The sequence below is a fragment of the Runella aurantiaca genome (assembly GCF_003339505.1).
Taxonomy (GTDB): Bacteria; Bacteroidota; Bacteroidia; order Cytophagales; family Spirosomataceae; genus Runella; species Runella aurantiaca.
The window spans coordinates 1-16628 of the sequence record NZ_QPIW01000033.1 but is presented as its reverse complement, the minus strand read 5'-3'; the positions used below and the strand labels follow the sequence as shown (position 1 = coordinate 16628).

At 47.3% G+C, this 16628-nt stretch carries 9 protein-coding genes and 1 pseudogene; 1 reads left to right on the top strand and 9 read right to left on the bottom strand.

Features of this window, described 5'->3' with window-relative positions; all coding sequences use genetic code 11:
- Positions 1-6 precede the first annotated feature (6 nt).
- The 9 genes from DVG78_RS26020 to DVG78_RS25980 form a co-directional block, all read right to left on the bottom strand.
- A complete protein-coding gene (locus tag DVG78_RS26020; RefSeq protein WP_114463927.1) occupies positions 7-3192 on the bottom strand; it encodes a SusC/RagA family TonB-linked outer membrane protein in 3186 nt (1061 codons plus the stop codon).
- A gap of 644 nt (positions 3193-3836) precedes the next feature.
- The gene (locus DVG78_RS26015) at positions 3837-4646 is read right to left on the bottom strand and encodes a 2-oxo acid dehydrogenase subunit E2 (RefSeq protein WP_114463926.1); all 810 of its coding nucleotides are present in this window, start codon (positions 4644-4646) and stop codon (positions 3837-3839) included.
- Between the two features lie 6 nt (positions 4647-4652).
- Positions 4653-6518, bottom strand: a complete 1866-nt coding sequence (locus DVG78_RS26010; RefSeq protein WP_114463925.1) for a DUF4962 domain-containing protein — start codon at positions 6516-6518, stop codon at positions 4653-4655.
- A complete protein-coding gene (locus tag DVG78_RS26005; protein ID WP_114463924.1) occupies positions 6487-7362 on the bottom strand; it encodes a 3-keto-disaccharide hydrolase in 876 nt (291 codons plus the stop codon). The genes DVG78_RS26010 and DVG78_RS26005 overlap by 32 nt, the downstream gene beginning before the upstream one ends.
- 248 nt (positions 7363-7610) lie before the next feature.
- On the bottom strand, positions 7611-9224 hold the full coding sequence (locus DVG78_RS26000; RefSeq protein ID WP_114463923.1) for a RagB/SusD family nutrient uptake outer membrane protein: 1614 nt from the start codon (positions 9222-9224) through the stop codon (positions 7611-7613).
- A 32-nt stretch (positions 9225-9256) separates the two neighbouring features.
- Positions 9257-12706, bottom strand: a complete 3450-nt coding sequence (locus tag DVG78_RS25995) for a TonB-dependent receptor (protein ID WP_229598324.1) — start codon at positions 12704-12706, stop codon at positions 9257-9259.
- 79 nt (positions 12707-12785) lie between these two features.
- A complete protein-coding gene (locus tag DVG78_RS25990; RefSeq protein WP_114463921.1) occupies positions 12786-13877 on the bottom strand; it encodes a FecR family protein in 1092 nt (363 codons plus the stop codon).
- A 92-nt stretch (positions 13878-13969) separates the two neighbouring features.
- Positions 13970-14584, bottom strand: a complete 615-nt coding sequence (locus tag DVG78_RS25985) for an RNA polymerase sigma factor (RefSeq protein ID WP_114463920.1) — start codon at positions 14582-14584, stop codon at positions 13970-13972.
- A 70-nt stretch (positions 14585-14654) separates the two neighbouring features.
- On the bottom strand, positions 14655-15821 hold the full coding sequence (locus DVG78_RS25980) for a glycoside hydrolase family 88 protein (protein ID WP_114463919.1): 1167 nt from the start codon (positions 15819-15821) through the stop codon (positions 14655-14657).
- Between the two features lie 377 nt (positions 15822-16198).
- Between DVG78_RS25980 and DVG78_RS25975 the strand changes: the two are divergent.
- A pseudogene (locus tag DVG78_RS25975) lies at positions 16199-16504 on the top strand (LacI family DNA-binding transcriptional regulator); the annotation flags it as partial.
- Positions 16505-16628: the final 124 nt, after the last annotated feature.

Sequence of the window (16628 nt, the reverse complement as noted above, 5' to 3'; positions counted from 1 at the left end):
TTGAAATTAGAATGACACATTGAGTCCCAACGTCATGATTCGCTGCATAGGGTACTCAATCGCCGCCGATTGAATGCTTTCAGGGTCTAAAGGCTTACGCATTTTGGTATACTCCCAGAGGTTCATGCCCGTAGCAAACACTTGCGCCCTACCCATGCCGATTTTCTTGATTAAGTCTTGAGGCAAGTCGTAGCTAAACGTGATGTTTTTCAAACGGATATAGGCGGCACTTTGCAGATAACGCGACTGTACCTGCACGTTTTTCTTGTCGTTGGTTGAAATGTGCGCGGCGGGGAAATACGCGTCGCGGTTGTCTTCACGCCAGGTGTCGGTAATGTAATAACGCTCTACGTGACCTGCATTGAATGGGAAGAACCACGTCCAGTTGTCGGAAGTAGGCCAGTGGTCTTTTTTGCCGATTCCCTGAAAGAACAGCCCCAATCGGAAGTTTTTGTAACTAATACCGCTGTTGATACCAAAGCTATAACGAGGTGTAGAATTACCGATGATTTTACGGTCGCCAGGATTGCCCACGGTGTTGTTACCGAGGGTGATGTTGCCATCGCCGTTGATATCAGCGTACTGAATATCGCCCGCTCTCCAGTTGTTACCGATGTTGGTTTGTTTGGGCGCTTTGGCTACGTCGTCGGCGGTTTGGAAAATACCAACGGTTTCAAATCCCCAGATTTCGCCTAATTGTTGTCCTACTCGGTAGTTGTTGATGGCTCCCGTGGGGTTGTTGAATTTAGTAATTTCAGCTGTCCAATCAGAAAGAGCTAAGGTCACGTCATAACTCCAGTCTTTCTTGATACGGTCGCGCCATGTCATTGCCAATTCCCAACCCTTGGTGCGCAAATCAGCCGCGTTTTCCTGCGGTGCGTTGGTTCCCAAGATAGCTGGATAGGTCACGTTCATGAGCATATCTTTGGTATCCCGCGTGAAGAGGTCAAAAGAAGCATCCAAACGGCCTTTCAGCATGGTAAAATCAAGACCAATGTTTTTGGAAACTACCGTTTCCCAAGTCAGACTTGGGCTTACCAAACCCGCCGCCGTTACCACAGGGATGGTACCCGTACCAAAGATGTAGGGAGATTGGCCCGTTCCCATGGTAGAAACGTAGGGATAAAAATTGTTGCCCAACAACTGATTGCCTAGTGTTCCGTATGAAGCCCGAATTTTCAGATTGTCCAACCATTTACTGGTACCTGCCATGAAGTTTTCATTGCTGATACGCCATCCCGCCGAGAAAGAAGGGAAAAAGCCAAAACGGCTGGCTTGCGGAAAGCGTGAGGTGCCATCATAGCGTCCGTTAAATTCAATCAAATACCGCTCTCTGAAGTTGTAGTTCAAACGGTAAAAAGCCCCGCGCAAAGCCACGTGCGACTTGCTGCCGAAGGTTTGCTGTACGCCCGTCGTGGCATTTAAGTCGGTAACCAACGGTGTGATAAGCCCCCGTGCCTGTGCTCCCGAATAGCGGTTTTGGCCGCGCTCTTGGTTGAAGCCCACCATCGCGGTCACGTTGTGGTTCACAGGCAGTGGCAGTTTATACTCCGCAAAGGCATTGAAAACGTAGTATTGATTGTAATTATTTTCATTACGAATCCAATCGTCACCGCTGAAACCATTGCTTATTAAGTTGGCAGCCAACAGGTTGGCGTCTACAATTTCAATTTTGCTTTGTACATCTTGGTACATGCGGTTGAAAATGTTGTACGAGAAATCTGAACGGATTTTTAGGCCTTTCAGCGGGGTAAGCGTCACGCCTTGGGTGAGCCAAATGTCGTTGTTGGTGTAGGTAGTACGGCCACCGTCTTTCAAATAAGGGAAGAAATTGGTGCCGCCGAAATATTTGCCAATGTAAGGTGCATATTTCTCTCTATCGCCTTGGGTTACATAAAATGGTAAATCCGGGAATTGAACTGGCATAATGGGCGGTACCCGCGCCAGCGAGTTGATGTTTACATCCCAGTTGTAAAAGTGGGGTTTATTGCTGTTTTCAGAGTTAAAAACTACTTTTTCGTCCAAACTCAACCAGTCATTTACTTTAAAATCGGCTTTTAATAAGATGTTATAGCGTTTGAAAGATTCATTTTTTGCTTTGTCTTTCAGATAACCATCCTTGCTGAAGTACCCTAATGAGACAAAAAATTTCGACTTGTCAGAACCACCCGAAACGGATAAATCCGACTGATTGGTCGGGGCATAGTCGGTCATGATTTGGTTTTGATAGTCATTGAAACCGTAGTAACGAAGCGCTCCGTTGACAACTTTCCATTGGGGAGCCGTGGCGGGATTTTCTGAATAAGCTTTTGTCCCTGCCACCATGTCGGCGTCGTAAGAAGGAGTACCACTGGTACGGATGTTGGCGGCGTTACGGGCCTGTACAAATTCGTAAGGATCGGTTACTACATCCATATTAAAAATGGGCTTGGCCAACGACGTCTGCGTGCCAAAATTAACGGTTACTTTGCCGCTTTTTCCACTTTTTGTGGTCACCAAAACTACCCCGAAAGCCGCCCGTGCACCGTAAACGGCGGCGGCAGAAGCATCTTTCAATACACTGATGCTTTCAATGTCATTGGGATTGATTCGGTTCAAATCCATCGGTACATTGTCCACCAAAACAAGTGGTGAACCACCGTTGATAGATTCATAACCACGGATGTTGAACGTTACGGCGGCGGCAGGGTCACCGTTACGAACATTGACGTTTAGGTTGGGAATCACGCCTTGCAAACCTTCACCCGCATTGGCGATGGGGCGGTTCATCAGGCGCTTGCTGTCGGCGGTTCCGACGGCTCCCGTGAGGTTTACTTTTTCCTGCACCCCGTACCCGACCACCACGACCTCTTCGAGGGCTTTCGTGTCGATTTCAAGGGAAATGTTGACGACCGAGCGGCCAGCTACCGCTATTTCCTGCTTCAAGTAGCCGATAAAACTCACGACGAGCGTTGTATTATTGCTGTTGGGCACTTTGAGGGTATATTTTCCCGTATTGTCGGTGGTAGTTCCTTGGTTGGTTCCTTTTACAAGGATGCTGACGCCGGGCAGACCTTCGCCGTTTTCAGCCGCCGTGATTTGTCCCGAAATGCTTTGGCTTCGGGCTACACTCGCTAGGCAAAATAACCCTAAAATACTGCCAAAAAGCGTATTTCGGGCGATTTGCCAACATACGTGTAATTGTTTTTTCATTTGTTAAGTTGTTTTAAGTGAAATTATTAAGAAAAGGTAAGCGTATAGTAAGTATAAGAAAAGTGGTAGTCAAACTCATGTAATACGCGTAGGCTGGCTGAATCTTTCAAGGCAAATCAAAGCTAAGATGCTCCGCAACATCTCAGCTTTGATTTGCCTTGATGTTGGGTTGATTTTGATAGAATTCAAACTTTGTATTGGAGAAACAGGCCGCGTCACACCTGAACGCCTGAGATTGCTGTTTGGGGTAAAATGTTTATGGTTAAAGTACTTATTTTATATTAACTATTAAAGGGTAATTGTTAAAAAAGTACAATAGTGGTGTGTGAAAAAAAAACGAAAGAAAGTAAATTTGATTTTGTTTTAAAAGAAGTTTTGACCCTTTTCTACTTTAAAAATATGGGTAAATTACTATTAATAAATAAAAAAAGACAATAGATGACCCAAATTTGCGTGGACAGATTTTACGCAAACGTTTGCGGTTACGTTTGTGGTTACGGTTTTTTACTTTTGAACAACTTGAAAAAATTAAACTAACCTTTATCGTTCAAAAATTACATCGGGCAACGTATATTCATTTTGGCGGGTTGGATATAAAAATAATCTACTTTTTAGAGGAGTAGTAACTTGGCAGGGAGGTTAAATTAACGGGAGGATATTTTTTCCAGCAATTCGGGCTTTGCGACGACTTTTTTCAAATAGGTAAACAATTTCCCGCCGTGAGAGGCATCAACCACGCGGTGGTCGAGGGCGGCACCGAGGGTCATAATGGTGCGCGGAACAATCTCGTTGTTGACAACCCAAGGCTTTTTGGAAATACCACCCATGATGAGCACAAAAGAAACATTGGCCGATGGAAACAACGCAGGATAGCCAATATCCAGTCCGAGGCTGCCGATATTGGACAGAAAAAACGCCCCGAAGTGATTGGCCGACAGGTTTAGGAAAGGAATCGAAAGCCCCAGATGCACCGTGATGTATTTGATAAACTGATACACCATGCCGCGCAACGGCCACGGAATGCGAGCCAACGAATCTTTCATGGCCTTAGAGGTATCGTCTCCTTTTTGGGCGGTTCGGATTTCTTTGCGGAGGTATTCGACCAATTCGGCCAAGGTGTAAGTATCAATGTTGTTCATTTTGACCGAACCCATTTCGCCGTCGTGGCGCAGTACGCTCACCGTGGCGTCGATGTGAGGGTGGGTGTAGATGTTGCCGCGTTTGAGGTAGGTATTGAATTCAGGCACCTCTTCTTTGATGGCCCGGGCCGTTGCCAACAGAAAAAAATGGGTCAGTGTGGCTTTGACGCCGGCTTTACGTTGGGTCTGAATGTAGCGTTCTAGCTCCGTAATGTCGATTTCGACCGAGCCGAAAATCTTTGAATCAATGGGTTTTTTATAAATCGTGGAGGCGGTTTTGCGCCACGTTGTATTGAAGGTTTCCGAAGGGTTCATGCTGTATTAAGACATCTTCGGCGTTAATTTAACCACAATTTTTATTTCTCCCGTTTGATTTGGCAGGCGCAGCATCAGGCGGCTGTTGCCCGTGTTTAATTTTTCGGGGGCTTTTTGCGTCGCGGATTCTACCGTAAATTCTGCTCCTACGGGAGCGATGATTTCAGCTTCTAGGGTTCGGGTGGTGATGGTAGAATTGCGTAAAATGGCCTTCCCGCCCCTCAAAAGCTCAATTTGGTTGGCAGTTGTCATGCCCCAAGCCACTTCGGCGTTTTTGGTTAACTTGTGCGTATCTTCGATTAAAAACGCTTTGCGGGTCTCAATCATGCTGATTTTTCGGGTGCTTTTGGAAGAAAAATCGCGGTAAGCTTCCGTCAAATCAAGCACAGCAGACGGAGTTGCGGTGTTTAGATTGGTTTCGATAAAAGTTGCTTTGGCCAGTTCATATTGGTTTTTATTACCCAACAGCGGCACATTGTGGCTGAACGAATTGAGGCGATAGTACGTCCATCGTTGGCCGCCTACGCCCATGGTCCAGTAGCCGGGCAGGTTATAATCGTCGGAGCCTAAATCCCGCGCCCAGCGCACGCCACCCGCTTCCAGTTCAAAATTACCCAAGTCGAGGTGCGAGTGTTCAGAGCTGTTCACCCCGCCTTTAACGCCCAACCAAAGTGCATTGGGGTCGTTCCAAGCGCTCCGCAGCGTAACCAGTTCTACTTTTCCTTTAAAATAACTGTCCAAATCGCGAGCAGGAGTGCTAGTCGTGGGTGCTTGGTACCACAGCACATGGTGCGGCTGTGCCAATAAGTTGCGGTTTTTGATGACTTCGTGGGCGTAGTTTGAAATGTTGGCGTTGTTGTAGATTTTAGCCAAATAAAAGAAAGCTTTGGAAGCGTCGGATTTGCTGTTTTCGCCCGCATCGGCAAAGTTTAAAAAACCGTAGTTGGGTGAAGTACAAATCATCGGAACCAAGCCTGTTTTATCTAACCCCGCCAATTTGTCCAAGTCGCCCATCGTGCCCAAGGCTGATTGCAACGCTGCCATGCCGTACACCAAATACTCCGTGGCATAGCTCCAGTAGGCAGGGCCTTCGTACCAAAGTCCGTCGGGGGCGTAATTTTTGAGGGCTATGGGCATATTTTGTATGGCCATAGGAATAAAATCTTGCGCGTAAGTAGGGTCGGTTTCGGCTACGGCCAATGCGCCTACAATGAGTCCGCCGTTGCATACTTGATTCCAGTTGTTTTCGGCTTTGCTCCACCATTCGGTGGCGTAGCGTTTGCGGTATTCGGCCAATCCGTGCTTTTTGATGCCTTCTCGAAGCACATCTCGGTCGGCTTGGCTTAGGTCGGCATATAGCCAATCATAACCAATCGCTACGCCATGCAGCATTTCGGCGACGTCCAAAAAATGAGAGGGGTTCCAGTCAGAAAATGCGCAAACGGCTTTCAGATTGGTAAGGGCGGTGGTCAGGTATTTTTTGTCGTTGGTGAGGCGGTAGCTTAGCGACAGATGTGTGACGCGGTTGAGCAATTCGCGGCTTACGCCCAGTAGCCGGGGGCCTTCCAACACCCGTTGCAGCGGTGCTTTGGTGAGCATGGCATTGGCCGTTGCCAACACCGCTTTGATGTATTTATCGAGCGTAGGGTCGGTTTTTTGTAATGCCTTCAGCGCTTCAATGCGCTCATTGGAAAGCATCAGGCGTGGATGGTCAGCCTTGATGGTTTTTAAAATGCCCGTAAATTCAGGCATGGGCGGGGTGGTTTCCGCTGGTTTGCAGGACTCTGTTGCCCATAGAAAAAACACAGCATACAGGCAACAGAGAACGGTTTTTAGTTTTTTACCTGCATTTTGAAGGGTTGTCTTTGACATAATACGGTCGGTATGATTTGGATTTCGGGTCCATGCAGCCTTCCAGATTCAGGAGTTGAATGTTTCTGAAATCAATTTCCTGCCCTTCGCTTTGCAGGGCAATAAATCCTTCTTTGAGCATTTTACCGTCTTGTTTGATGGCGGGGTCATAACGATTAGCCACTCCGCCGCCGATTTGCGGGTTTGCATATTGCAGCACGACTTCGCCGTTGATTTTGTGCGTAATGAGCGAGTCGCCCAACACGATGAGTTCTGCCGTTACCCATTCTTCTTTGGGGTAGGTCTTGGAGGTTGAGTTGATGCAGTGACGTGGGTCTTTTTTACCTTCAAAAATCACGTCGGTACCCGGTGAGCACATATTGCCCGTGGGGCGCGGCTTGCCGTCGGCCAGTCCTGCCAAAAACTGCATTTCTACCGAGATAGGCCAATCCTGTTCTTTGGGCATGGTGTGCGGGTCTTGGGAGTGAAACATCACACCGCTGTTGAGTTCGGTGTAACTAGGAGCATCTTTGCGCCATATTCCCGTAAATCGGTACTCCATTTTGAGGTGATAGTAGGAGTAAGGCGTGTTGAAGTACAAATGTCCGTAGCGCTCGTTGAACTTATCATATTGGTCGTAGCGCACTTTGATGATGCCATCTTCCACCCGAAACGTGTTCCCGTAGTTATCGCCGACCTCGTGGTGGTGAATTTTGACCGTCCAGTTTTTGATATTTTTTCCGTTAAACAAAGAAATCCAATCTTCTTTGTCTTTCTTTTTGGGCGGGATAAACGACATGATTCCCACCAGCAGGAGGGCCAATGAGCAGGAAAGGAGTCGAGAAGCAGTAATGACAGGTTTCATGATGGTTGTGAGTGGTTGGTACAAACGTTAATTCTTTGCTACTGCATCAAGAGAAATATGACCCGCATTTACTATTGACTACTAAAGTGTTTTTATCGAAAAAAGTAAGGCACACAAAACACACCGTTGTTTTGTAGGTGTTTTATGTGCCTCTAAAGGTTTGTGTTGAATAAAAATACCCCAGATTTGGTATCCTTGAGTAGCGGCTTTTGAAGGGTGTAGGATGTAAGCATCCTACACCACTACGATTACCAACCGGGATTTTGCTTCAACGATGGGTTGAGCGATATTTCGTTGATGGGCAATGGCCACAAATAATCTTTGGCAGGGTCAAACTTGCGGAAATTGGCTGCCTGCACCAAAATAAAGTTATCGGGTGTCAGGTTGACGGTCGCGGGCGGGAACTCTGATTTAAAGAAATAAATGCCTAAAATGGGCTTCGGAAGCTCAACTTCGGCAGTTTTCCAACGAATCAAATCCCAGTACCGGAATCCTTCTTGGGCCAATTCTACGCGACGTTCGCGGCGGATTTCTTCGCGCATCGTCAGGCCATTGGTGGTTACAAAAGCATTGGTCAATTTGGCCACGCCAGCGCGGGCCCGAAGGCGGTTGAGGGTTAGGTCAAGGTCGGCGTCGCTGATGGCATTGTCCAACTCAAAACGGGCTTCCGCGTAAGTAAGTAGTACCTCGGCGTAGCGCAAAACGGGGCGGTCGATGCGTGATGCTTGCGTGTTCCAGTCGTCAACATTGGCAAACTTGCGGAACATGTAACCCGTTTTATTGAACGAAAGGTTGGCTACGTCGAAGATGGGTTTGGTGGTCATCTGAGCGTCGCCACGTTTCATAAAAGTGGCAATCATCCGGGCATCGCGGTTGGCAAATATCTCGATGGTGGCCGTTGGTGTTTTGTACAGCGGTGATTTTGTGATGGGCAACCCATCGCTCATCACGTATGAGTCAGAAAGCGCTTTCGTTGGATTGGTATTACCGTTTTCCATGGAGCCCCGGTAGTAAGCGTGGGTTGAAACCCGGTCGGTGATGGAAACTCCATACTGGCGCACCATGATATTTTCGCGGTTTTGACGCCCTTCTCCTTCGTATTGAAACAGGTTAAAATAATTGCCGAACAAATCGTGCTGTTTGCTGTCAATGACTGCTTTGGCGGCGTTGACAGCGGCCGTCAAGTGCTTGACAGGGTCGCCCGAATTGTGAAATTTGGCGCGTGTGCCTTCAAACAACGCTACGCGGGCTTTGAACGCCAAGGCGGCAGTGTTGGATATGCGACCGTAATCGGCATTTCCTAACTGAGTCGGCGTCGGTAATTTTGAAGCGGCGAAATCTAAGTCCTGATACATTTGCTCCACAATTTGCTCACGCGGAGCAGCAGCAGCGGTCAATTCTGGTGAGTCATCGGTGAGTGTTTTCAGAATCAAGGGCACACTCCCATAACGTTGAACCAGAGAGAAATACCCAAAGGCTCTGAAAAAACGAGCCTCGGCAATGTACCGATCAATGACCGCCACAGGAGCCGAAGTGGCGCGTGGAGCTTTCTCAATGATGTTGTTGGCGGCTCTGATGAGTTGGTATGGAGTGTTGTACGACCCGTCGGTTGATGGGGCCAAACGTGAGCCGTCGCTGATGCCGTTAGACGACAAGCCGATGGCGTCGTCCGACCAGTTGTCGTCGGTATTAAACCCGGGCATCCAAGTGTACAGATAATTGGCGGCTTGTTTAAGGTCAGATTCTGAGCGCCAGAAGGTGTCGTCGCTGATGGCGGTTTCGGGCAAGCGGTTCACTTCGCAAGCCGACAGTCCCAGCAGCAATGCGAAAGAGTAAGCGGTATAATTAAGTATTTTTTTCATTTTCGAAAGTGCTAAAATTTAAAATTCGGTGCTTAGAAAGAGACGTTCAAACCCACTGATGCCGTAGCAAAAAACGGATAATCGTTTTCGACGCCGTTGCGGGTTTCGGGGTCATAATAGCCTTGGAATGCTCCCAAGCCCGAAATTGTAAATAAATCCTGTCCTGAGAAGAAGAAGCGGGCGCGCTCGATTTTAACGCGCTTGGTCAACGTACTTGGCAGGGTGTAGCCCACTTGGAAGTTTTTAAGACGCATATATTTACCGTCCAAAATCCATTTGTCAGAGGCTACATAGTTGTGCGTAGCACCCGTAAACGGGCGAGGATAAAGGGCGTCAGGATTTTCGGGGGTCCAGTAGTCGGCGTGAATGGCCAAAGGCTGTTTCCAAGTCACTAAACGAGGAGCAATAGACTCGGTATTGGGACGGAAGCGGCGTTTGCCCACACCTTGGAAGAACACCATGAAGTCAAAACCTTTCCAATCGAATCCCAATGTTGAGCCAAATAACAAACGAGGTTGGTCGGTGCCCAAATACACTAAATCACCAAAATCGTCTACGTTTCCTTTGCCCACCGTGAGGCGGTTGTCACCGTTGCGGTCGATGTATTTTACGTCGCCCGGGCCTGTACGGTTATCTTGGAATGGAGAGGCTTTGACTTCATCTGCCGATGTGAAATACCCAGCGGTTTGGTAGCCCCAAAGGGTATTGATGGGGTAGCCCTCAATGAGGCTGTTGAAGCCCGCATTGATAACCCGGCGGCCCGAGAAATTGATAAGTTTGTTTTGGTTGTCGGAAAGATTAAACGAAACATTGTAGTTGAAATCTTTGCCGATACGGTCGCGGTAGCGCAGGTCAAGTTCCCAGCCCCATGATTTTAACTCTCCGTTGTTTTTGCGCGGAGTGGCAATCCCGATGGTGGCGGGAAGCTGCTGCGGGGTGAGCATGTTCCGGTTGAACTTGACGTAATAATCAAAGTTGGCCTGCAAACGATTTTGGAAAAATCCGAGGTCAACCCCTCCGTTGGTGGTTTCGATGGTTTCCCAAGAAAGCGCCGCCGACGGAATAAACGTTTGACCGATGTAAGAAGCCCGGGCATCACCCAATACAAGGGTTGAGCTTCTCGACAATTGGTTTAGGTAATCGTAAAAGCCAAGGGTACTGCCCAACGCACCGCCCAAACGGCCCCATGAACCACGCAGTTTAAGCTCAGAGATAAAGCCTAATGAGTTGGCAAACCACGCTTCGCGGTGAACGTTCCAACCCACCGATGCCGCAGGGAAAATTTGGGTACGCAAGCCAGGTGCAAGTTTAGAACTTTCGTCTTGACGAACGGTCACCTCAAATAAATATTTGTCGCTGAAATTGTAGTTGAAACGACCAAAAATTGATTGAAACGCGTAGGTCCGGATGGTCTCGCTGTTGCTTTTGGTGGCGTCGTCGCCGAGGCTTAACGTAGGCAAGTCGTTGCTTACAAGGTTGTTGGCTTGGGTAAATACACTTTCAAAACGGGAATCTTCCCACTGATAGCCTCCCAATACGCTGAAGCTGTGTTTGTCGCCGATTTTGAAGTTGTAATCGGCCAAGAACTGTAAATTCAAGTTTTTGGTCAAATCGCGGGTGACGCGGTACGAGTTTACCTGATTTATGTAGCGCGAGATGCTGTTGCGGCCCCACAAAGGAACCGTCCGGAAAAAGGTGTTGCGGTTTTGGGGACGAAACTGCGTTCCTGCCACGGCCCGAAGGGTCAGGCCTTTTACGATTTCGGCGGCTTTGAGGGTAAAAGTTCCGTCAAAGAAGTTTTTGTCGAGATTGTTGTAGCCTCCCGATTCCAACTCAGCATAGGCCGAAGCGGCCGAACCAGCGCCGTTGTAGCGTCCCTCGGGCGTGAAGAAAGGCGTTCGGGTACGTAGGCGATACACTTGGTATAAAAGTCCGCCGCCATCGGCTCCCGAAGAAGACTGACGTGTTTTTTCGAGGGTATAGGCAATTCGGGTGTCCAACGAAAGGTGTTTGGTGAGCTGAGTGCCTAAGTTTACGCGCAGGTTATAGCGTTTGTTGTTGTCTGGGCCAACTTTGAAAACGCCTTGTTTTTCGTAATAACCGCCCGAAACCATGAAGTTAAACTTATCCGTACCGCCGCGCGCTGTGATGTTGTGCGTACGCATGGACGTATATTTCCGTAAAAGTCGGTCGGTAAGTGGCTCCTGATTATAAAACAAATAGTTGTTGGTATCGGCGGGGTTGACCACATACGGAACGTTGTTACGGATTTGTTCCAAGTCAAATGCATTGTATTCGGGGCCTGCGCCTGCATTGAGTTGGCCCAAATTTACCAGATTGGCTTCGTCCAATAAACTCAATCGTTCAGGCACATTGATGGCCCACTCGGTACCGTATTGACCCAAATAATCAAAAGTGACTTTGCCCGCTTTTCCTTTTTTGGTGGTTACTAATATTACCCCTCCCGCAGCCTGTGCGCCATAAATAGCGGCGGCGGCGGCATCTTTTAGCACACTCATGCTTTCTACGTCGTTGGGGTTCATGTTGAGGAGCGTGGAGCTGGGTACTGTTACTCCGTCCAAAATCACGAGGGGTGGCACGTCTCCGTTGGCGGTGGTTGCGCCCCTGATTTGCAGGTTGAGGCTTTCATTACCGGGCTGCCCCGTTACGCGGGTTACAATTAAGCCGGGGGTCGTTCCTTGAAGGGCGTTGGCTAAGTTGCTACTGGGGCGGTTTTGAATCATTTTGGAATCTACCGTCGACACGGCCCCCGTCAGATTTACTTTCTTTTGGGTTCCGTAGCCTACCACCACGACCTCTTCGAGGCTTTTATCATCAACCACCAAACTGATGTTGAAATTGGTCTGATTGCCTACCGTAATTTCTTGTTTGGCGTAGCCGATGTAGGAAAATACCAGCACCGATTTATCATCCACTACCGAAATACGGAAGGTCCCCTGCGCGTCTGACGTAGCTCCCCGGGTGGTTCCTCTCACTTGTACCGTTACCCCGACCAATGCCTCACCTTTCTCGTCGGTCACTTTACCGGTTACATTCCGGTCAATAGACTGATTTTGCAGAAGACTTGGAGTTTGGAGGGGTGTTTCGATAAACCCCACCGCTTTTTTGAAAAGAGCGATTTGTTTGCCTTTGGCCTCAAAACTGATGTTGAGCGGCGTTAGTACTTGCTCAAGTACTGATTTCAGCTTTTCGTTTTGGGCGTTAATGTTAATTTTTTGATTGGCCTTGATTTCCTTAGGGTTGTAGATAAACCGCACGTTGGTGGTGCGTTCAAGGGCACCCAAGGTGCTTTTCAAATCCTCATTGGAAAGTTTAAGGGTTACTTTTTGATCAAGCATTTCCTGACCCACCGCGTCGTGCGCATAGGAGGCACTCATGCACAGAATGGCAATAATCATCTGTGTGAAGGAAATTCTCATGAGTGTTCGGAGAAGATTGGTTGTTTGGTAGAATTTATCCATGATGAAATAGTGGTTTTCTCATGGATAGCGGATAGGAAGCTAAGATACTTGTTTTTTAACGTTTTTTTTTGAAAAAGTTCTATTTACAGCCTCGACTATGGATAATGATTTGACCATCAACCATTTCGTAGGTAGAATGGGTGATTTTACAGATTAAATCAAGCTTGTCAAAAAGTGATTCGTCGGAGAGATTGGCCGTGAGATAGCAGGATTCCATGGTCTTTGCGTCATAAATGACGGAAATCCCGTACATCTTTTCCACAAATTTAAATACCTGAGCTACAGGAGTTTCTTCAAAAATGAATTCCTGTTTGGGGGCTTCAGCCACTGCTTCGGGGGCCTCTACGATGGATTTGAAGAGGCGCTCTTCATTTTTTGAGAATGCAGCCTGTTGGTTGGGCGTCAGCACTACGCCAGCCATTACGTTTTGTTGGGTTTCTTTGGCTTTTTCGAGGTCTTTGCGGGTATACACCGATACCTTACCCGTTTTTACTTCCACTTTTGCTTCTTGGGCATCCGCAAAAGAATTGACCATGAAACTCGTTCCCAAAACCTGTGTTGAAATATGGTGCGTGTAGACCCAGAATGGTTTTTGAGGATTTTTGGCAATGTCGAAAAACGCTTTTCCGTTCAAATATACTTCTCTTCGGGAGGCGTTGAAGGGGTTGGGATAGCGCAGGCTGCTTTTAGGATACAGCGTAACGGTGCTGCCATCTTCGAGGCTGATTTTTTGCGGAACAGTGGTTTGATTGGTGCTTTCTAGGTAGTTGTTGGTAAGTTGTGGCAGAAATGAATCGTCAACCTCCGCGAGGGGAAGTGAGGGCGTGCTTAGATATTTGTACAAGCCAAATCCAACCCCCACCACCAAAAGGATGGAAGCGGCCAAACGAAAGGCGGTGTTTTTCCAGAACGAGACCACGGGTTTTTCGGGAAGAGCCACTATGCGTTGGGTAATCTGTTCCAACTCCTCTTGATCGAAAATTATCTCGTCATTTTCAAGTGTTAACAAAAAGGCCTTAGCCAACTTAATCGTATCGGCACAGTCGGGATTTTGGTTCATCCATTCAGTCCAATAATGGGTGCTTTCCGGTTCGTTGTCAAGAACCCACCGACGAAAGCGCTCATCGCGGGCAAAATCTTCGAATCGGTAGTTGCGATACAAAGTATTCATAGAGGAACGGTTTCGTTAAAGTTGGCAGAGGCCAAGGGGCATTTTTAATAGATGGCAATAGGAGAAGAGAAATACTTGTTTTTTCGGGATTTTTAAAAAATAAACAAATCAAACATCCCCAGCAAAGCATAGATTACCTGCCAATTTTCGCGAAATAACTTAAACGCCGTTTGCAATAAATTAGAGACGGATTGCGGGTGAATATCCATGATTTGGGCAATTTCTTCGCGCTCCAAATTCTGGTAAAACTGCAAATAAATGGCTTCTCGCTGGCGTTTAGGGAGTTGGTTGAGCAGCGCGCCTATCTTGTGTTTGAGCTGGGCTTCGTGCTCTGCTTCAATCATCAATCGTTCGTGCGGAAGTTCAACAAAATGCCAATTGTTTTCGAGGTCGAGGGGCTCGTCTTCCTTGATAATCTGCTGACGAAACCCTTCGCGGAGCACCCGCTTCCTAACCGAACTCAACAGGTAGGCCCGCACACTGTCGGGTGTGCTGAGGCGGTCGCGGCGCTGCCATACCTCAATAAAAACTTCCTGAACACAATCCTTCACAAAATCTTCGTCGCGGACAAACTTGTACCCGTAGTTTTGTAAAGGATTGAAGTATTTTTTGATGAGTTTACCCAAGGCCAACTCACTTCCGTTCTTCAGCTGAATCCAAAGCTGAAGATCAGAAAAGGTCGATTGGTTGTCGGGGAGTTTCACCATGCGTTTTTTTTGAAAAGAAGCCTTCCGAGAGCATCATACTCTCCGGAAGGCCGTTTTTTTTAAGAATGGGTTATTTTTTTCGTTTGTTCAACGCATCATAACGAAGCAATCCTTCCAGATAATAATAATCAGCGTACACCAACGGCACATCAATCTCTGATTTTCCCAACTTATGACCAGTGCTGTGTTGCAAAATAAAATGGTTGTTCTTGCCCAACTCAGCTTTGTACGGTGCTTTTGACAGGTTTTCGAGCATTATGACGGCATCGTTGTAGTATTTTTTGGCGTTTTTGCCGCCATACGTACTCAATTCCAACAGGGCCGAAGCCGCAATAGCACCTGCAGAAGCGTCGCGCTCTTCGCCGGGTTTGCTGTAATCCCAGTACGGAATTTTATCGGCGGGTAGGGTGGGGTTGTTTAAGATAAAATCGGCGATGTTGCGCGCGTGGTCAAGGTATTTTTGGTCTTTGGTTTCGCGGTACATCACCGTGTAGCCGTACAATCCCCAAGCTTGCCCGCGCGACCAAGCTGATTCGTCGGCGGCTCCTTGATGGTTTTTCTTGGCCAATACTTCGCCGTTTGGACCGTAGCACAACACGTGATAGGCGCTGTGGTCGGGGCGGTAGTGATTTTTGAGGGTATTGTCGGCGTGGATTACGCTGAGGTTATAAAACTCCTTGTTGCCCGACTCGCGCGCGGCCCAAAACAAAAACTCTAGGTTCATCATGTTGTCGATGATGACGGGATAATCATACCCGCCTTTGAAGCTGTTCCAAGATTTAATCACGCCTCTTTTGGGGTCAAAACGTGTCGAAAGTGACTTAGCCCCCGTGAGCATGATGGGCTTATACGCTTCGTTTTTGGTGAGGCGGTAGCCGTTTCCGAAGGGGCAATAAATCATAAAGCCTAGGTCGTGTGTGCCTGTGTTGTACTGCTCTTTTTCTACGGCCATGGTCCATTTGTGGGCGGCTTCTTTCCACTGTGGAGCTTTGTTGTATTCATAAATATACCAAAGCGAACCTCCAAAAAATCCACTGCACCACCAGTCTGATTTCATGTCGCGTGGGGTGCCGTCGGCATTGGTCGACTGCGGGAATTTAGTGAGGTCGGGGTGGGCGGCCAACATTCCTTCGTATTGTTTGGCGGCAAATTCAAATTCCTTTTTTACATCAATTTTTGATTGGCTCTGGGCCGCAAAGGCCACTAGAACAAGGCAAAGAGATAATACTTTTTTCATCAACAAAGACGGTTAAAAGTTAGATAAATAAAATCGTTTAAAAATAGTAGAAAAGTACAAAAAAAGAATTCGTAAATAGCTTAGCTTATAAAGGAGCTTTTTTGTGGTTTAATACAAAAAAAACTTCTTGCTGCTTTAAAACTAAGGAAAAATTACAATTTAAGCGAGTAAAAAGGCAAAAAAAAGGCTAAAAATTTATTGTGGTTGTTTGCAAACGTAACCGCAAACGTTTGCGGTTTTTATGAAAATGAATTTCAGGTCTTTAAAAAATTAAATTATATTTGTTCAGTAAAACGTTCGTAAAATCATATTTTCTTCGGTCTCTGACTTGTATGTTTTAACACCGTTTATTGTAAAAATGATATTTCCTAAACACGATGACCAAAAATACGCCTGTCACCATTAAAGACATTGCACACGCCCTGAATTTATCGGCTTCTACCGTCTCGCGTGCCTTGCGAGGTATGCCCGAAATACATCCCGAAACGCGGCAGGCTGTTTTGCAGTTGGCGCAAGAATGGGACTACCAGCCCAATCAACTGGCCAAGAATCTGGTGAAAAGCCGTACCCGAACCATCGGGGTTATTTTGCCTACGTTGAGTTATTACTTTTTTTCATCGGTTCTCAACAGCATCGAAGAAGCCGCCATGCAGGCGGGTTATAGCGTGGTGGTGTGTCAGACCATAGCCGTCAGGCTAAGCCATTAAAATATCTTTGGGCGATGGTCTAATCGTGTTTTTGTCCAGCCTTCTCTTTTCTTTTTTCGCTGTACGAAAGAGAGATTCAAACAAATTAGCTATCCACTCC